Source organism: Oxalobacter paeniformigenes (assembly GCF_027158465.1).
In the GTDB taxonomy this organism is placed as follows: domain Bacteria; phylum Pseudomonadota; class Gammaproteobacteria; order Burkholderiales; family Burkholderiaceae_D; genus Oxalobacter; species Oxalobacter paeniformigenes.
The window spans coordinates 20,661-37,745 of the sequence record NZ_JAMKYL010000008.1; the positions used below are offsets into that span (position 1 = coordinate 20,661).

At 53.7% G+C, this 17,085-nt stretch carries 17 protein-coding genes; 11 read left to right on the forward strand and 6 right to left on the reverse strand.

Annotation, left to right across the window (positions count from 1 at the left end):
* Nucleotides 1–12 precede the first annotated feature (12 nt).
* The 8 genes from bamA (at nucleotide 13) to NAI64_RS08345 (ending at nucleotide 7,911) form a co-directional block, all read left to right on the forward strand.
* Nucleotides 13–2,337, forward strand: coding sequence for an outer membrane protein assembly factor BamA (gene bamA / locus NAI64_RS08310; protein ID WP_269299534.1), 2,325 nt, complete (start codon nucleotides 13–15; stop codon nucleotides 2,335–2,337).
* Nucleotides 2,338–2,386: 49 nt separating this feature from the next.
* Nucleotides 2,387–2,905 (forward strand): OmpH family outer membrane protein, encoded by a 519-nt coding sequence (locus NAI64_RS08315; RefSeq protein ID WP_407946926.1) that lies wholly within the window; start codon nucleotides 2,387–2,389, stop codon nucleotides 2,903–2,905.
* Nucleotides 2,906–2,922: 17 nt separating this feature from the next.
* Nucleotides 2,923–3,975, forward strand: a complete 1,053-nt coding sequence (gene lpxD / locus NAI64_RS08320) for a UDP-3-O-(3-hydroxymyristoyl)glucosamine N-acyltransferase (RefSeq protein WP_269299536.1) — start codon at nucleotides 2,923–2,925, stop codon at nucleotides 3,973–3,975.
* Complete coding sequence (fabZ, locus tag NAI64_RS08325) at nucleotides 3,972–4,439, forward strand: 3-hydroxyacyl-ACP dehydratase FabZ (protein WP_269299538.1); 468 nt, start codon at nucleotides 3,972–3,974, stop codon at nucleotides 4,437–4,439. The genes lpxD and fabZ overlap by 4 nt, the downstream gene beginning before the upstream one ends.
* Nucleotides 4,439–5,224, forward strand: a complete 786-nt coding sequence (lpxA, locus tag NAI64_RS08330) for an acyl-ACP--UDP-N-acetylglucosamine O-acyltransferase (RefSeq protein ID WP_269299540.1) — start codon at nucleotides 4,439–4,441, stop codon at nucleotides 5,222–5,224. Before fabZ ends, lpxA begins: the two co-directional genes overlap by 1 nt.
* 45 nt (nucleotides 5,225–5,269) lie before the next feature.
* A complete protein-coding gene (gene lpxB / locus NAI64_RS08335; RefSeq protein ID WP_269299542.1) occupies nucleotides 5,270–6,412 on the forward strand; it encodes a lipid-A-disaccharide synthase in 1,143 nt (380 codons plus the stop codon).
* Complete coding sequence (gene rnhB / locus NAI64_RS08340) at nucleotides 6,405–7,058, forward strand: ribonuclease HII (RefSeq protein ID WP_269299544.1); 654 nt, start codon at nucleotides 6,405–6,407, stop codon at nucleotides 7,056–7,058. The genes lpxB and rnhB overlap by 8 nt, the downstream gene beginning before the upstream one ends.
* A gap of 112 nt (nucleotides 7,059–7,170) precedes the next feature.
* Nucleotides 7,171–7,911: a PIG-L deacetylase family protein gene (locus NAI64_RS08345; RefSeq protein WP_269299545.1), complete on the forward strand. Its 741-nt coding sequence runs from the start codon at nucleotides 7,171–7,173 to the stop codon at nucleotides 7,909–7,911.
* A 10-nt stretch (nucleotides 7,912–7,921) separates the two neighbouring features.
* Here NAI64_RS08345 and ppsR read toward each other — a convergent pair whose 3' ends face one another.
* On the reverse strand, nucleotides 7,922–8,773 hold the full coding sequence (gene ppsR / locus NAI64_RS08350) for a posphoenolpyruvate synthetase regulatory kinase/phosphorylase PpsR (protein WP_269299547.1): 852 nt from the start codon (nucleotides 8,771–8,773) through the stop codon (nucleotides 7,922–7,924).
* Nucleotides 8,774–8,927: 154 nt separating this feature from the next.
* Between ppsR and ppsA the strand changes: the two genes are divergently transcribed.
* The 3 genes from ppsA to NAI64_RS08365 all read left to right on the forward strand — a co-directional run bounded on the left by ppsA (nucleotide 8,928) and on the right by NAI64_RS08365 (nucleotide 12,877).
* A complete protein-coding gene (gene ppsA, locus NAI64_RS08355) occupies nucleotides 8,928–11,360 on the forward strand; it encodes a phosphoenolpyruvate synthase (RefSeq protein ID WP_269299549.1) in 2,433 nt (810 codons plus the stop codon).
* 103 nt (nucleotides 11,361–11,463) lie between these two features.
* The gene (locus tag NAI64_RS08360) at nucleotides 11,464–11,907 is read left to right on the forward strand and encodes an NfeD family protein (protein ID WP_269299551.1); all 444 of its coding nucleotides are present in this window, start codon (nucleotides 11,464–11,466) and stop codon (nucleotides 11,905–11,907) included.
* Between the two features lie 52 nt (nucleotides 11,908–11,959).
* Nucleotides 11,960–12,877 (forward strand): SPFH domain-containing protein, encoded by a 918-nt coding sequence (locus NAI64_RS08365; protein WP_269299597.1) that lies wholly within the window; start codon nucleotides 11,960–11,962, stop codon nucleotides 12,875–12,877.
* Between the two features lie 63 nt (nucleotides 12,878–12,940).
* On the opposite strand, the gene NAI64_RS08370 is transcribed toward NAI64_RS08365, so the two are convergent.
* The 5 genes from NAI64_RS08370 to NAI64_RS08390 all read right to left on the reverse strand — a co-directional run bounded on the left by NAI64_RS08370 (nucleotide 12,941) and on the right by NAI64_RS08390 (nucleotide 17,011).
* Nucleotides 12,941–13,255, reverse strand: coding sequence for an MTH1187 family thiamine-binding protein (locus NAI64_RS08370; protein WP_269299552.1), 315 nt, complete (start codon nucleotides 13,253–13,255; stop codon nucleotides 12,941–12,943).
* A 29-nt stretch (nucleotides 13,256–13,284) separates the two neighbouring features.
* Nucleotides 13,285–14,127, reverse strand: coding sequence for an MBL fold metallo-hydrolase (locus NAI64_RS08375; RefSeq protein WP_269299554.1), 843 nt, complete (start codon nucleotides 14,125–14,127; stop codon nucleotides 13,285–13,287).
* A gap of 128 nt (nucleotides 14,128–14,255) precedes the next feature.
* Nucleotides 14,256–14,600, reverse strand: a complete 345-nt coding sequence (locus tag NAI64_RS08380; protein ID WP_269299556.1) for an MliC family protein — start codon at nucleotides 14,598–14,600, stop codon at nucleotides 14,256–14,258.
* A 48-nt stretch (nucleotides 14,601–14,648) separates the two neighbouring features.
* Entirely contained in the window at nucleotides 14,649–15,506 is an 858-nt protein-coding gene (murI, locus tag NAI64_RS08385) for a glutamate racemase (protein WP_269299558.1), read from the reverse strand.
* Nucleotides 15,473–17,011 (reverse strand): fumarate hydratase, encoded by a 1,539-nt coding sequence (locus NAI64_RS08390; RefSeq protein ID WP_269299559.1) that lies wholly within the window; start codon nucleotides 17,009–17,011, stop codon nucleotides 15,473–15,475. Before NAI64_RS08390 ends, murI begins: the two co-directional genes overlap by 34 nt.
* Nucleotides 17,012–17,085: the final 74 nt, after the last annotated feature.

Sequence of the window (17,085 nt, forward strand, 5' to 3'; positions counted from 1 at the left end):
TAAATGGGTTTCATGAAATTATTTCATCGTCGTTTACCGTTTCGCTTGCCAGTGCTGGCAGCATTCAGCGCGCTTTTGTACGCCGGTCATGCATTGGCAATTGAACCGTTTACGGTGAAAGACATTCGCGTGGAGGGTATCCAGCGTACGGAAGCAGGTACCGTGTTCAATTATCTGCCGGTGCGTGTCGGCGACACGTTCAACGATGAAAAGGCCGTTACGGCAATTCGCTCCCTGTATGCGACCGGATTTTTCAAGGACGTCAGGATCGATGCGGAAGGCGACATTCTGGTTGTGATCGTCGAGGAACGGCCGGCGATCGCCAGTGTCGAATTTACGGGAACGAAAGAATTCGACAAGGACATGCTGGTCAAGTCGATGAAAGATGTCGGCCTCGGCGAAGCGCGTATTTATGATCGTGCCTTGCTTGACCGGGCAGAGCAGGAATTGAAGCGCCAGTATATGTCGCGTGGTCTGTATGACATCAAGATCACGACGACGGTTACGCCTGTAGAGAGAAACCGTGTCGCAATCAATTTTACGGTGGACGAAGGCCAGGCGTCACGAATCAAGGAAATCAAGTTCGTCGGGAACAAGGCCTACTCCGACAAGGAGCTCATGGAGCAGATCAAACTGCGTACACCCGGATGGTTCACATGGTATACACGTGCCGACCAGTATTCCAAGGAAAAACTGACTGGCGACATGGAAGCATTGAAGTCGTTTTACCAGAATAACGGCTATATCGAAATGCAGATCGAATCCACACAGGTGGCGATCACAAGCGACAGAAAAGATATCTACATTACCCTCAATATCAAGGAAGGCGAAAAATTCACGGTATCCGACATTCATCTGGAAGGTGAATTGTTCGGACGCGAGGAAGAAATCCGTTCGCTGATCGAATTGCAAAAAGGCGAAGTGTATTCTGGCGAAAAACTGACGGCCAGTTCCAAGAAAATTTCGGAATATCTGGGAAATTTCGGGTATGCATTCGCCAACGTCAACCCGCAGCCGGATATCGACCGTGAAAACAAGGAAGTCGCTTTTACGATTTTCATCGATCCTGGCAAACGGGTTTATGTGCGGCAAATCAATATTGCCGGCAATACCAAAACACGCGACGAAGTCATCCGGCGTGAATTCCGGCAGATGGAAGGTTCTTGGTATGATGGCAAGAACATCAAGATATCCCGTGACCGTGTCGACCGTCTCGGGTTCTTTACGGAAGTGACGGTCGAAACGCCCGAAGTGCCGGGAACCGTGGATCAGGTCGATGTCAACCTGAAGGTTACCGAAAAGCCGACAGGGAACCTGATGCTGGGGGCCGGTTTCTCGCAGGAAGACAAGCTGCTTTTGTCCGGGTCCATCGAACAGCAGAATTTTGCAGGTACCGGTAATGACGTGGCTCTGAATATCAACACCAGCAAACGTTACCGGACGATCGCCATCACGCAGAACACGCCGTATTTTACGGATGACGGCATCAGCCGTCGTTATGAACTGTTTTACCGTACCATCCGGCCGCCATTGATCAATGACAGCGATTACAAGGTGGAAACGCTGGGTGCCAACGTCAAGTTCGGTGTGCCGTTCACTGAGGTGGACAGGGTATTCTTCGGTGTTGGGATCGAAAGGAACTCGCTGGAAACTTACTGGGATAGCCCGCAGCGGTACAAGGATTTCGTGAGGGACTTCGGTGATGGCCAGGATGCCACAGCTTATGGTATTCCGTTTACGGTTGCCTGGGCGCGGGATAGCAGGGACAGTTCGCTGGTACCGACCAAGGGGCGTTACCAGAAAGCCAATTTGGAAGTATCTCCGATGGGCGATATGAAGTATTACAAGGCTTCCTACCAGCATCAGTACTTTTTCCCGATGTTTTCGGGCGGTACGTTGGCCCTGAACGGTATGATCGACTATGGTAAGGGCTTGGGAGGCAAACCTTATCCGGTGTTCAAGAACTTCTATGCCGGCGGTATGGGAACGGTTCGTGGCTACGAAAGCTCATCACTGGGTCCGGTGGAACGCGACTGGGAAGGTGACCGCGAATATCTCGGCGGTGCCAAGCGTGTTGTCGGCAATATCGAACTCCAGTTCCCGATGCCAGGGATGGGGGGCGACAGAACCTTGCGCTGGTTCACCTTCCTCGATGGTGGTAATGTTTTCTCGGATGAAGACCAGTTCGATTTCGGTGATCTGAGATATTCAGCCGGTTTCGGCGTCAGCTGGGTTTCACCGCTGGGTCCGCTCAAACTCAGCTACGGTATTCCGCTCAATGCCAAGGATGGCGATCGCAAGGAAGCGTTCCAGTTCCAGCTGGGTACCGGTTTTTAAGGAATTGGTGGCATAATCGCAATGTTGATTCTTTTTTTGGAGAAGTAACTTGAAAAATCTGGCTAAATCATTCTTGTCCGCCAAACAGGCGGTCGTTCTGGCATTGTGTCTGGGTGCTTTCGGGTTGGCCAATGCACAGGAATACAGGGTCGGTTATATCAATCCTGACCGGATCATGAGCGAATCGGCACCGGCCAAGGCTGCCGAAAAGAAACTGGAAAACGATTTTTCCAAACGTAACCAGGAATTGCGCGATACGCAGGCACGTCTGAAATCCATGGGTGAAAAACTCGACAAGGATATGGCGGTTCTTTCCGAATCGCAGCGCATCAAACGCCAGCGTGAACTGGCCGATCTGAGCCAGGATTTCCAGCGCAAGCAACGTGCATTCCGTGAAGACTTCATGCAGCGTCGCAACGAGGAAATCGCCAAGGTATTCGATCGCGTCAACAAGGAAATCAACCGTATCGCCAAGGAAGGAAAATATGACCTGATCGTTCAGGATGCGGTTTATATTTCTCCTCGCGTCGACATTACCGACCAGGTACTGAAAGCGCTTAACCAGTAATACCCAGACAAACCAGAATGGCGATTACTCTTGAAGAACTGGTTGACCGCTTCGGCGGTCAACTGATCGGTGACGGCCGTGTTCCGGTAGTCGGATTCGCACCGCTGGACAATGCCGATGCAGACCATATCACGTTTTTGACCAATCCGCGCTTGCGCAATGAAGTCAGTCGCAGCAAGGCCGCTGCGCTGATCATTTCCCCCAAGGACAACCAGCTGGTCGGCGATTTGTTCGGCGGGGCGAGGATCGTAGCAAAAAATCCCTATGCCTATTTCGCGAAAGCCGCACAGCTTTTCGTCAGCCTCAAGGCGGTTCCTCCAGCGCCAGGTATTCATCCGAGTGCTGTAATCGATCCCTCGGCTAAAGTGGCGCCCAGTGCGACGATCGGCCCGTTCGTCACGATCGAGGCAGGTGCCGAAATCGGCGAAAACTGTTTGATCGAGGCTGGCTGTTTTATCGGAAAACATGCGAAGGTCGGCGCAGGTTGCCACTTTTTCCCACGTGTCGTATTTATGTACGGTTGTGAAATCGGTGAAAGAGGTGTCTTGCGGCCAGGCGCCGTGATCGGTTGTGAAGGTTTCGGCTTCGCCAATGAGGATGGCGTCTGGATCAAGATTCCGCAAACCGGTCGCGTCGTGATCGGCAACGATGTCCAGATCGGTGCCAATACGACAGTGGATCGTGGCGCATTGTCCGATACGATTATCGAGAACGGCGTCAAGCTCGACAACCAGATACAGATCGGGCACAACTGCCATATCGGCGAAAATTCGGCGATGGCTGGATGTGTCGGCGTCGCCGGCAGTGCCATATTCGGCAAAAATTGTACCGTAGGTGGTGCCGCCATGATCGGTGGGCATCTGACAATTGCAGACAGGGTGCATATCACCGCAGCCAGTGTCGTGCAGAGTTCCGTCAAGGAAGCCGGTGTTTATTCAGGCTTCTATCCGCTTGCAAAACATGCTGAATGGGAAAAGACGGCTGTGCTGACCCGTAAACTGGGATCCATGCGAGATAAAATCCGCGAACTTGAGAAAACCATCCAATCAATGACCAAAACAGAAAAATGAAGAGCTTGAATATTCATCAGATCAGGGAGTTGTTGCCACATCGTTATCCCATGTTGCTGGTCGATCGTGTGCTGGACTGGGAAGCCGGCAAGAAAATCACGGCGATCAAGAATGTAACGGCCAATGAAGAATTCTTCAACGGTCACTTTCCGAATCATCCGGTCATGCCGGGTGTCCTGATCATCGAGGCGCTGGCACAGACTGCCGCCATCTTTGCATTCATGTCGTATGCGAGCAAGCTGGACAAGGACGCGCTGGTCTATTTTGCGACAATTGATAGCGCACGTTTCAAACGGCCTGTCGAACCGGGAGACCAGCTCGTTATGGAAGCTGAACTGATTCGCAGTTCCCGTGGTATGTGGAAATTCAGAACCCGTGGTCTGGTGGATGGCCAGTTGGCTGTCGAAGCAGAACTCATGTGTGCCATCCGTGGTGGCGTGGTGGCTCAGAAAGCGGAATCCTGATGGCTATTCATCCTACTGCAATCATCGACCCGAAGGCGGAACTGGACAGTTCCGTTGAAGTGGGAGCCTATTCCGTTATCGGTCCCGATGTCAGAATCGGTGCCCGCACACAGGTAGGACCACATGTCGTTATCGAAGGACATACCACTATCGGCGAGGACAACCGTATTTTCCAGTTTGCATCGCTGGGCGGGATGCCACAGGACAAAAAATATGCCGGGGAACAGACGAAACTGGAAATCGGTGATCGCAATACCATTCGCGAATTCTGCACTTTCAATCTGGGAACGGTTCAGGACGAGGGTGTCACCCGTCTGGGCAACGACAACTGGATCATGGCCTATGTTCATCTCGCGCATGATTGTCAGGTCGGAAACAATACCATTTTCGCCAACAGTGCACAGCTGGCAGGACATGTCCATATCGGCGACTGGGTCATTCTTGGCGGTTTTACACTGATTCACCAGTTCTGTCGTGTTGGTGCGCATGCCATGACAGGATTCGGCTCGCATATTTCGCAGGATATCGCTCCGTTTCTGATGGTATCCGGCACGCCTGCCGCGACATACGGCATCAATTCCGAAGGTCTTCGCCGCCGTGGGTTCACGCCTGAACAGATCGCGGATATCCGGCGTGCCTACAAGACGGTTTACCGTTCAGGCTTGTCTCTGGACGATGCCAAACGGAAACTGCTGGAAGAGGCACAGGGCGCGCCGGCATCCGCCGACTATATCCGCCAGATGCATGCCTTTATCGAAAGCGCGCAAAGAGGCCTGTTGCGGTAGGCGGGCCATGAAAGGTCATGTTCCGTCCCTGAAAGGAGCCGGCGAATGAGAACGATAGCCATGGTTGCCGGAGAAACATCGGGTGACATGCTCGGTGAAACGCTTTTGTCAGCATTGCGTCCACAGCTGCCGGACACACTGATGCACGGTATTGGCGGTCCACGAATGGCGCGCTACGATTTCGTCAGCAACTGGCCGATGGAAAAACTGGCCGTCAACGGACTTTTCGAGGTACTGACGCATTACCGGGAGATCCGTGGTATCCGCAATCATTTGCGTGATCATTTGCTGGCCGAAAAACCGGATGTTTTTGTCGGTATCGATGCGCCGGAATTCAATCTCGATCTGGAAGTCTCGCTGAAAAAGGCCGGTATCCGCACAGTACATTTCGTCAGTCCGTCGATCTGGGCATGGCGGAGCGGCCGTATCAAAAAAATTGCCGAGGCGGTCAACCGTATACTGGTTCTGTTTCCGTTTGAAGAAGTCCTTTACCAGAAAGCGGGTATCCCGGTTACTTGCGTCGGCCATCCGCTGGCCGAACGTATCCCGATGCGTTCCGACACGCATGCTGCACGGGACAGTCTCGGACTGGCGGCAGATAAACCCGTCATCGCCATTTTGCCGGGCAGCCGGATGTCGGAGCTCAAGTATCACAGTGTGCCGTTTGTCGAAGCAGCGAAAATCCTTTTGCAACGCGATCCTGACATCCAGTTCATCATCCCCATGGCAGGAGATGAACAGCTCGCTTATTTCACGCGTTTGATGAAAAGCACACATCTCGATGAATTACCATTGAAAGTCGTGAAAGGGCAATCACATACCGCCATCTCGGCATCCGATGCCGTGCTCGTAGCTTCAGGAACTGCAACACTGGAAGTCGCGCTGTTCAAGAAACCCATGGTGATTGCCTATAAACTGATGCGTGCCACATGGGAAATCGCGCGCCATATCGTCAAGCCGCCGGTCGGATTGCCCAATATTCTGGCAGGCGAAATGATCGTGCCGGAACTGTTGCAAAACGATGCAACAGGAAAGTCGCTTGCCGATGCCTTGTGGTTCCAGTTGACCGACGAGAACAATCGTCGCAGTCTTCAGGAGCGCTTTGTCGCCATGCACTATTCGCTGTTGCGCAACACGGCGCAGACGAGTGCTCAAGCCATTCTGGATGTGATGAAAGAAAATGGCTGACAGATCGTCCGCTTGTGCCGTCTCGTTATCCTTGCCGTTTGACGAAAACCTTGTATCGGCCAGCAGGCGTGTGTGTGGTGTCGATGAAGCAGGACGAGGACCGATTGCCGGGCCGGTTTTTGCCGCTGCCGTCATACTCGATCCGGATCGTCCTGTCGATGGCCTGCGCGATTCGAAAAAACTCTCGGAAAGGCGGCGTGATGAATTGTCACGCGAAATCCGGGAAAAGTCACTGGCCTGGGCGATTGCGCAATGTTCCGTCGAGGAAATCGACACGCTGAATATCCTGCAGGCATCCATGCTGGCGATGAAACGGGCGATCGAGGGGTTGACCGTTTTGCCCGAACAGGCATTGATCGATGGCAATCGTTGTCCGCAGGGACTGGCGATTCCTGCTACTGCCATCGTCCGTGGTGATGACAGGGTTCCTGCCATTTCGGCAGCTTCCATTCTTGCGAAAACAGCCAGGGATGCCGTCATGCTGGATTTGCATGAACAGTATCCGGAATATGGTTTTAACCGGCACAAGGGATATCCGACAGCATTTCATCTGGAGCGGCTGAAACAATACGGTGTTTCGCCGGTACATCGCAAGAGTTATGCGCCGGTCAGAAAAATACTGGACCTGTGGTATGACAAGACCTGAATGGGAACAGAGCGCACCGGTGACGATATAAACGGTTTTTCGGGTGTGTTTATACATCGGACATGAAGGCAATATATCCGTAAAATCGATAATGGTATTGGGAGAACAAAACATGAATCTGGATTTTTTGCTGGATGGTATTCGTCCGGTTGACCTCAGAAGCGTCAGATGGCCAGGCAAGCTGAACCTGCTGGTAACGGCGCCACATCCGGATGATTTCGATGCGATCGGTGTGACCCTGCGTTATCTGGCCGACCAGGGACATGATTTGCATGTGCTGGTGGCGGAAACAGGCAGTGGTATCGACAAGGTTTATGGGGCTGGTATGACACAAGTCGACCGGACGCGTTTGAGAGTGATGGAACAGACCGGCAGCTTCCGTTTTTTCGGCTTGCCGAAAGAACACTACCGTTTTCTCGCGCTGGCCAACGCGGATGACGATCAGGTTGCCGATACTGCAGAAAACCGGAAGGTGCTGGAAGAACTGGTTCGGGAAATTCGTCCGGATATGCTGTTCATGCCGCACGGCAACGATACCAACCGTGCGCATCGTGCCATGTATGCCATGATGAAAACCATTGCCGCTTCCGTCGAGTGGCCGGTTGCCATGATGATGAACAGCGACGTCAAAACCGTCGAAATGAAAAAAGACTTTTATCTCGCGTTCGACGATCGGCAGGCACAATGGAAAAGCCGGTTGTTGCGTTATCACGATTCGCAACACCAGCGCAATTTGCGTGATCGTGGCTATGGTTTCGACGACCGTGTGCTCGGCCTGAACCGCCGTACGGCATCCGGGCTTGGCATCGGATTGCCGTATGCTGCGTCTTTCGAACTGGAATTGTACCGTTAGCCGTATCTGGTTACGGTCGCTGGCCCGAGCTTGTGCGCATATCGCTCAAAATCGCTGTCGAGATTTCCTCGATGGATTTGGAAGTCGATGACAGATAGGGAATTTTTTCCAGATTCATCATCGCTTCCGCTTCAGTGACCTCATAGCGGCAGTTCTGCAATGAGGCATACTTGCTGTTCGGTCGTCTCTCGTTCCGGACCTCGGCCAGCCGTTCAGGCTGGATAGTCAGTCCGAACAGCTTGTGTTTGTAGGGCATCAATGAAGCCGGCAGTTGCCCCCGTTCGAAATCTTCCGGAATCAGGGGATAATTCGCCACTTTCAGACCGTATTGCATGGCGAGATACAGGCTGGTCGGTGTTTTGCCGCTTCGTGAAACGCCGACCAGAATGACATCGGCCTCATCCAGATTGCGATTGGACTGGCCGTCGTCATGTGCCAGTGTGAAATTGATGGCTTCGATACGATCCTTGTATTCCTGGCTTTCCATGTTCTGGTGGCTCAGGCCGATTTCCCGTTTCGGCGCGATACCCAGTTCACGTTTCAGCGGTTCCACAAAGGTCTGGATCACATCAAGATGCAAGGCCTTGGCTTCCCTGATGATCATGACCAGTTCCGGAATGACCAGCGTCGAGAATACGATAGGCAGCTGTCCGGTCTGCAAATACTCGTTTTCGATTTGCTGGCGTGCCCTGACGGCTTTTTCCACCGTATCCACAAACGGGATATGGACCCTGGACGAGGACAGGTTGAACTGGGAAAGCACCGATCTGGCGATTGCTTCTGCCGTAATGCCGGTACCGTCCGAAACGATGAAAACGGTACGCGGCGGAATTTCCTGTTGTGTCGTCATAAGGTCTGTCATGAGAGAATCTGGTAAGGAACAATTTCTTTTATTGTAAGGATTATTTTTGAAAAACACAGTCTCTCTGGCGGTACAATAAAAGATGAATCCATATTTTTCGGGATGTCATGCCATGTTCATTCGGTACGCATTCCCCCTTCGCGAGGAGATCACTATGTCGGAAGCAGCATCACCAGCAAGCAACGAGCAGGCTGTCTATGTCATTCCCTTTGCAGACCTGAGAATGAAAGATGTTCCTGCGGTAGGCGGAAAAAATGCGTCTCTGGGCGAAATGATCAGCCAGTTGCAGGAAAAAGGCGTCCGGGTACCGGGCGGGTTTGCCACGACTTCACAGGCATATCGCGATTTTCTGGCATACAGTGCTGATGGCGGCGAAACGCTGGCGAAACGGATCGAAAACCGTCTGGCCGGCGTTGATATCAATGATGTTCGAGCGCTGTCCGAGGCAGGAGCACAAATTCGCCAGTGGATTGTCGAAACACCGTTCCAGCCGCGGCTGGAACGTGAAATCCTGTCGCATTACCGTAAGATGGCGGGAAACATGAATGGTACGCTGTCTGTAGCGGTCCGCTCATCGGCTACGGCGGAAGACCTTCAGGATGCCTCTTTTGCAGGCCAGCAGGAAACCTTCCTCAATATTGTCGGTGAGGACAATGTCCTGCGTGCCGTCAAGGAAGTGTTCGCTTCCCTGTATAACGACCGTGCGATTTCCTACCGACAGCAGCGCGGTTTCAGGCACGCCGATGTGGCGCTCTCCGCAGGTATCCAGCGGATGGTGCGCTCCGACCGGGGCGCGTCCGGCGTCATGTTCACACTGGATACCGAATCGGGATTCAAGGATGTCGTGTTCATCACATCCAGCTACGGTCTGGGTGAAACGGTTGTGCAAGGTGCGGTCAATCCGGACGAATTTTATGTCCACAAACCGATGCTTGCCAAAGGCAAGATGCCGATCATTCGGCGTTCGATCGGCTCCAAACTGATCGAAATGGTCTATTCCGACGATCCTGCCGCTGCCGAACCCGTCAAAACCGTTGAGGTTCCGGATGAGAAACGGCGCCGTTTCTCGATCAGCGATGCCGAGGTGATCGAACTGGCGAAATTCGCCGTTACCATTGAAAACCATTATGGTCGGCCCATGGATATCGAATGGGGCAAAGACGGTATCGATGGCAAGCTCTATATCCTTCAGGCACGTCCCGAGACCGTCAATTCACAGAAAACCGGCGAGTCGGTACAGGTATTCAAACTCAAGGAAAATGGTGCATTGCTGGCGACAGGGCGCGCGATCGGACAAAAAATCGGTATCGGTCGTGTCCGTATCGTGAAAGATCCATCCGAAATGGACAAGGTGCAGGAAGGCGACGTGCTGGTGGCGGATATGACCGACCCGAACTGGGAACCGGTCATGCGCAAATCGGCGGCGATCGTCACCAACCGTGGCGGGCGTACCTGTCATGCCGCGATTGTGGCGCGTGAAATCGGTGTGCCTGCCGTCGTCGGATGCGGCAATGCAACGGAAGTGCTCAAGGACGGGCAGATGGTTACCGTATCGTGTGCCGAGGGTGAAGACGGATGCATCTACGATGGCATGCTGGAAATGGAGGAATCCCGCATTACCTATGGTGCCTTGCCGGTGTTGCCAGTCAAGCTTGCCATGAACGTCGGCAATCCGCAGATGGCGTTCAAGTTGCAGGCCATTCCCAATGGCGGTGTCGGTCTGGCGCGTCTGGAATTCATCATCAATGAAATCAGCGTCCATCCCAATGCCATTCTCGCGTATCCGAATGTTGATCCGGATCTCAAGAAGGGTATCGAATCCGTTTCCAGAGGGTATGCATCCCCACGTACCTATTATGTCCAGAAACTGGCCGAAGGCGTCGCCACCATCGCTGCGGCATTCTGGCCGAAACCGGTCATCGTCAGACTGTCGGACTTCAAATCCAATGAATATCGTACCCTGATGGGCGGTACGCGCTATGAACCGGAAGAAGAAAACCCGATGATGGGTTTCCGTGGTGCTTCGCGTTATATCGCACCGTCGTTCTCCGAAGCCTTCCATATGGAATGCGAAGCGATGAAAAAAGTGCGCAACGAGATGGGACTCACCAATGTCGAAATCATGGTGCCTTTCGTGCGTACGCTCAAGCAGGCGCGCTCCGTCATTGATCTGCTGGCGGTCAACGGTTTGCGGCGTGGCGAGAACGGCTTGCGTATCATCATGATGTGCGAAGTGCCTTCCAACGCGATTCTGGCAGACGAGTTCCTGGAAATGTTCGACGGCTTCTCGATCGGTTCCAACGACTTGACACAGCTGACACTGGGACTGGATCGTGATTCCGGTCTGGAATTGCTGATGGCCGATTTCGATGAACGCGATCCGGCCGTTCTGTCGCTCATCTCCAGGGCGATCGCCGCTTGCAACAGCCAGGGCAAATATGTCGGCATTTGCGGGCAGGGGCCGTCGGATCACCTCGACTTCGCACGCTGGCTGATGAAGCAGGGGATCGATTCCATGTCGCTCAATCCCGATTCGGTGGTCGCGACATGGAAAATGCTGGCGGAAAGCCAGACCAAGGGGTGCTGATGCCGGTATCTCCGGCAATCGGCCGGTATCGTGAGCAGGATATGCTGTCCGCAAACAGGACGGCATGTCTTGCGGCAGGCTGGCAATCCTCTGAAAGGAACGCATGACAGGCTGGACTGTTTGGCTGATCGCCGCCGGTATACTGATCGCGGCGGAAATTTTTACCGGAACGTTTTATCTGCTGATGATCGCCATCGGTTGTGGTGCCGGTGCGCTGGCGGCCATGACAGATCTGTCGTTTTACATGCAATGTGTCGTGGCAGGTGCGACCGGCGGTATCGTAACCGTCATTTTGCGTCACAGCAAAGTATTCAGAAAACACAGGCCGGAAGCGCAACGCAATCCGTCGGTTCATCTCGATATCGGCCAGTCCATCGATATCGCACAGTGGGACAAAGCTTCCGATGGCGTTTGCCGTTCGCGCGTTCAGTATCGCGGTGCGTTCTGGGATGTGGAACTTTTGCCATCCGGTACTCCAACAGCCGGCGTTTTCATCATTCGCGAAATTCGTGGCGCGACCCTGCTGGTCGAAAATCGGCCGGCATAAGCGGTGCGGATATTCTCAACGGTTTCAAGGAAAGGGAAAGAATTTGGATTCGATGTTTCTTGTGGCGGTTTTTCTGCTGGTGATCGTGGTATTCGTGATCAAGTCAGTCAATGTCGTGCCGCAACAGCATGCATGGGTAGTCGAAAGGCTGGGTAAATACCACAGTACGCTGGGGCCCGGGCTCAATCTGGTCGTTCCGTTCATTGATCGCGTAGCCTACAAGCACAGCCTGAAAGAAATTCCGCTGGACGTGCCTTCACAAATCTGCATCACAAAGGACAATACCCAGCTTCAGGTGGATGGCATTTTGTATTTCCAGATCACGGATGCCATGCGTGCTTCCTACGGATCGTCCAACTATATCGCCGCCATTACCCAGCTGGCGCAAACGACGCTGCGTTCCGTGATCGGACGCATGGAGCTGGACAAGACTTTCGAGGAACGTGAATACATCAATACTTGTGTCGTCAGTGCAGTGGATGAATCCGCCCAGAACTGGGGCGTCAAGGTCTTGCGCTATGAAATCAAGGATCTGACACCACCTGCCGAGATATTGCAGGCCATGCAGGCACAGATCACCGCCGAACGCGAAAAACGTGCACTGATCGCCGCGTCGGAAGGCCGCAAGCAGGAACAGATCAATCTGGCCGATGGTCAGCGTGAAGCGGAAATCGCACGTTCCGAGGGTGAAAAGCAGGCGGCGATCAACCGTGCCGAAGGGGAAGCGGCAGCCATCATCGCAATCGCCGAAGCCAATGCCGAAGCTTTGCGCAAGGTCGGACAGGCCATCGCTGCCGAGGGTGGCAGCGATGCAGTCAGCATGAAAGTGGCGGAACAGTATGTCGCCGCGTTCGAGAAGCTGGCAAAAACCGGCAATTCTATCATCGTGCCGACCAATTTGAGCGATATGAGCGGGCTTATCGCCAGTGCGCTCAAGATCGTGGAAACCGGCAAGAAAAAGGTCGGCTAGCGTACGGGAAACCGACAAAAAAAGCATGGCGAATGCCATGCTTTTTTCATGCGCGGAAAGCCGTTATTTTTTCTTGACGAGATCTCGCCCCAGTTTTTCTTCCACGGATTGTACCTTGCTTTTCAGACGGGATTCGCTGCCGGCACGGTAATCCACGCGAGTCATGACACTGATACGGTCGCAATCCTTGGCCAGTGCCTTGAAGCAGTCGCCGACGACTTTCATGACATCGTCCCAATCTCCCTCGATGGTGGTGCTCATCGCGGAAAACTGGTAGGTCAGACCGCTCTTGTCGATGATGTCCATGCAACGTGCGACATAAGGGCTCAGACTCGTGCCCTTGTCGTTCGGGAAAATAGCCAGCTCAAGCAATACCATAAAAAATTTCTCCTCTAGTCAGTTATCAGTCAGGCTTCCACCGTAAAACCGGAGCATCCCCATTTGACGATATCGCTGCCGATCGCCTCGATCATCCGGGCGACCGGTGTCGCGCCCGTGCAGTGGCAGGGAATCAGGATATCCGGTTTCCAGCGCTTCATATTGTCGAAGGTATATTGCAGGCGCGTTTCATCGGCATTGACCAGATGCATGCCGCCGATGATGCCGTGAACCTTGTCGATACCGGAAATCTGTTTGATGTATTCCACGGTATTGACCAGACCGGCATGGCAGCAGCCCAGAAGGATCAGCAGGCCCTTGTCGGTCTCGAACCACATGGACTGATCGTCCTCGATCAGATCGTCGACACCGCGGTGATCATCCAGAAAGAACGGGCCGCCGGTATCCTCGAAACGGGAAGTGCGCGGTACCGGTCCGGTGATGCCGATATGCGGAGTCAGGTAGCGTGGCGTATTCACTTCATGGATGCGGCTGGGCGAAATGGATGCCAGTGCCTGCCGCGACGCTTCCGGCATACCGATGGAACGTGGCGCCGTACCGATCTTGCAGCTGTAACGGGTGATATCGAGGTTGTAGCAGCAATAAATTTGCGCCTTGTCGTTTTGTTCGAGGAACTGCGGAATCTGGCCGGTATGGTCGAAATGACCATGGCTCAATACCAGCGTATCGGCCTGTTTCAGATCGATACCCAAACGTTGCGCATTGGAAAGCATGCCGCCGATCTGGCCGGTATCGAACAGGATATGGCGGTCGCCTGCGTCGATCCAGGCTGAAAAACCGTGTTCCTTGGCCAGATTTTCGTCGAACGACTCGGTATCGACCAGTACGGTGATTTTGACTGAAGTGCTCACGAATACATCCTCCATCGGTAGGTTGAAACGGAATCAGGACAATGGTAACAGAAGACGGAAAGCCTGACGGCGTTCACGGCACGTTTTTTCGTGTCGTCAGCCGTATCCGCAATCTGTCGTTTGGCCGTTCACTTCAGCACGACCGTACAGCGTTCGATTTGTTTGCCGGTATCGTTATCCTTGTCCGCCATGAACAGGTTGGCATCGTTACCCTTGATCCACCAGACGAGTCCCTCACCCGCATAGCGTGCACCGCTGGCCGAACGGGTGATATCCATCGCGATTTTTTCCTGCCGGTAAAGCAGCTCGGCCTTGTCGCTGCCGGTATAGGTCACGATGATACGGTTGCCGCTGTCGCACTGGTAGCTTGTCGCATTTTCCGGCAGCGGCAACAGGTTCTGGTTGAAGTCATTGCTGTCGGGCGTCGTACACGCTGCCAGCGGGAGCAGCAGCAAAAGCAGTAAACGTTTCATGATCGTTCTCCGGTATCGGTGAAAAATACGGTGTGCATAAAAAAACCGTTACAGTGAAATATAGGCGACCGGCATAGTGGTTTGCAATAACCGTGCAATGAGATGGCCGATCGTTTTCGGGTCGCCCGAAGTATAAGCCTGCATGGCGGAGGCACAGTCTGTTTTGCCACGCCTTATGGCATAAATATCGAGCAGATGCGTCAACTGGCGTGCGACCGCATAACCGGTATCGATGATCCTGAGATCCGGACAGCCGGATTCGGCTGCGATTTTTTCGATCACATGCCGCACGAACGGATAATGCGTACAACCCAGCACCACCGTGTCGGCCTTTTGTTCAAGCAGCGGCGTCAGATAGCGGCGCACCAGTGCATGGATCGGTTCGGAATCCAGTTCGGCATGCTCGATCAGATCAGCCATGCCGGGACATGGTTGCATGATGAAATGCACGCCTGTCCTGTCGTTAAGCGTCTGATGCAGGACATGGAACTTGTTGCTGGAAAGCGTGCGTTCGGTCGCCATCACACCGACGATGCCGGTAATGGTTTTTGCAGCGGCCGGTTTCAGGCCGGGTTCCACACCGACGATCGGCAAATCGGGATACTTGTCCCGCAACAGATGAATCGCCATTGCGGTCGCGGTATTGCATGCCACCACCAGCGCCTTGATCTTTTGCGACAACAGAAAGTCGGCGATCCTGAATGAACGGTCGATGACAAAAGCCTCGGACTTGCTGCCATACGGCGCGTGGCCTGAATCGGCGAAATAGATCAAATCTTCATCCGGCAGCTGGGCGCGGATATGTCTCAAAACGGACAACCCGCCCACACCGGAATCGAAAACGCCTATCGGACCGGAAGCGGAAAGCATGATCAGGCTTTCGTTGCGGCCGTATCGTGATGACAAGCGGCGATCTTGATGGCCCATTCCGCCGGCCCGGTCGTATGCAATGATGTACCTTTTGCATCGACAGCGACTGTAACCGGCATATCCTTGACCTCGAATTCGTAAATCGCTTCCATACCCAGATCGGCGAATGCCACCACACGCGCTTTCTGAATCGCACGCGCGACCAGATAAGCCGCACCGCCGACGGCGATCATATAGGCCGAGCCATGTTTTCTGATGGCATCGATAGCCGCGGGACCACGTTCGGCTTTCCCGACCATGGCGATCAGACCGGTCTGGCCAAGCATCATTTCCGTGAACTTGTCCATCCTGGTCGAAGTCGTCGGACCGGCAGGACCAACTACCTCGTCGCGTACCGGATCGACAGGGCCGACATAGTAGATCACGCGGTTCGTGAAATCGACCGGCAGTTTTTCGCCGCGGGCGAGCATATCGGCGATCCGTTTGTGGGCGGCGTCGCGGCCCGTCAGCATCTTTCCGTTCAAAAGCAATGTCTGTCCCGGCTTCCATGACGTGACCTGTTCTTTTGTCAGGGTATCAAGATCAACGCGAACAGATTTTTCGGTATCCGGATGCCAGTTGATTTGCGGCCAGTCGGAAAGCGACGGCGGTTCAAGATAGACCGGACCGGAGCCGTCCAGAACGAAATGTGCATGGCGCGTCGCAGCACAGTTCGGTACGATGGCAACAGGTTTGGACGCCGCGTGTGTCGGATACATATTGATCTTCACATCCAGTACCGTCGTCATGCCGCCGACACCTTGTGCGCCGATACCCAGTGCATTGATTTTGTCATACAGTTCGATTCTCAGAGCTTCCAGCGGGTTTTGCGGACCACGTTGTTTCAGTTCGGCCATGTCCAGCGATTCCATCGCCGCTTCTTTTGCCATCAGCACAGCCTTTTCTGCCGTACCGCCGATGCCGATGCCGATAATACCCGGCGGACACCAGCCGGCCCCCATGTGCCGGACAGTCTCGATAACATGATCGACGATCGAGTCCGACGGATTGAGCATTTTCAGGGAAGACTTGTTTTCCGAACCACCACCCTTGGCGCCGACCGTGACCTCGACCGTATTGCCCGGCACGATATCCATCATGATGACGGCCGGCGTATCGTCCTGGGTGTTCTTGCGTGCAAATTGCGGGTCGTCCACGACCGACGCGCGCAACTTGTTGTCAGGGAACGTATAGGCACGCCGGACCCCTTCGTTGATCGCGTCATGGATACTGCCGGTGAATCCTTCCCACCGCACATCCATACCTACCTTCAGAAAAACATTGACGATACCCGTATCCTGACAGATCGGCCGCTTGCCCTGTGCGCACATGCGTGAATTGGTCAGAATCTGTTCGATGGCGTCTTTTGCGGCGGGACTTTGTTCGATCTCATAGGCCTGTGCCAGATGCCTTATATAGTCGGCAGGATGATAGTAGCTGATGTATTGAAGTGCGGCTGCGATGGATTCGATCAGATCGTCCTGTTTGATGAGCGTAGTCATAAGTGTGCGTTATCCGGTTCAAAGAGGGGGAAAGAAGTTTGGGACATAACAGAATATTTTAAAGGTTTCTGCTC

Excerpts from the sequence above, each read along its gene's own strand:
- bamA (WP_269299534.1), top strand. The coding sequence starts at position 13 with ATGAAATTATTTCATCGTCGTTTACCGTTTCGCTTGCCAGTGCTGGCA.
- lpxD (WP_269299536.1), top strand. The coding sequence starts at position 2,923 with ATGGCGATTACTCTTGAAGAACTGGTTGACCGCTTCGGCGGTCAACTG.
- fabZ (WP_269299538.1), top strand. The coding sequence starts at position 3,972 with ATGAAGAGCTTGAATATTCATCAGATCAGGGAGTTGTTGCCACATCGT.
- lpxA (WP_269299540.1), top strand. The coding sequence starts at position 4,439 with ATGGCTATTCATCCTACTGCAATCATCGACCCGAAGGCGGAACTGGAC.
- lpxB (WP_269299542.1), top strand. The coding sequence starts at position 5,270 with ATGAGAACGATAGCCATGGTTGCCGGAGAAACATCGGGTGACATGCTC.
- rnhB (WP_269299544.1), top strand. The coding sequence starts at position 6,405 with ATGGCTGACAGATCGTCCGCTTGTGCCGTCTCGTTATCCTTGCCGTTT.
- NAI64_RS08345 (WP_269299545.1), top strand. The coding sequence starts at position 7,171 with ATGAATCTGGATTTTTTGCTGGATGGTATTCGTCCGGTTGACCTCAGA.
- ppsR (WP_269299547.1), bottom strand. The coding sequence starts at position 8,773 with ATGACAGACCTTATGACGACACAACAGGAAATTCCGCCGCGTACCGTT.
- ppsA (WP_269299549.1), top strand. The coding sequence starts at position 8,928 with ATGTCGGAAGCAGCATCACCAGCAAGCAACGAGCAGGCTGTCTATGTC.
- NAI64_RS08360 (WP_269299551.1), top strand. The coding sequence starts at position 11,464 with ATGACAGGCTGGACTGTTTGGCTGATCGCCGCCGGTATACTGATCGCG.
- NAI64_RS08365 (WP_269299597.1), top strand. The coding sequence starts at position 11,960 with ATGTTTCTTGTGGCGGTTTTTCTGCTGGTGATCGTGGTATTCGTGATC.
- NAI64_RS08370 (WP_269299552.1), bottom strand. The coding sequence starts at position 13,255 with ATGGTATTGCTTGAGCTGGCTATTTTCCCGAACGACAAGGGCACGAGT.
- NAI64_RS08380 (WP_269299556.1), bottom strand. The coding sequence starts at position 14,600 with ATGAAACGTTTACTGCTTTTGCTGCTGCTCCCGCTGGCAGCGTGTACG.
- NAI64_RS08390 (WP_269299559.1), bottom strand. The coding sequence starts at position 17,011 with ATGACTACGCTCATCAAACAGGACGATCTGATCGAATCCATCGCAGCC.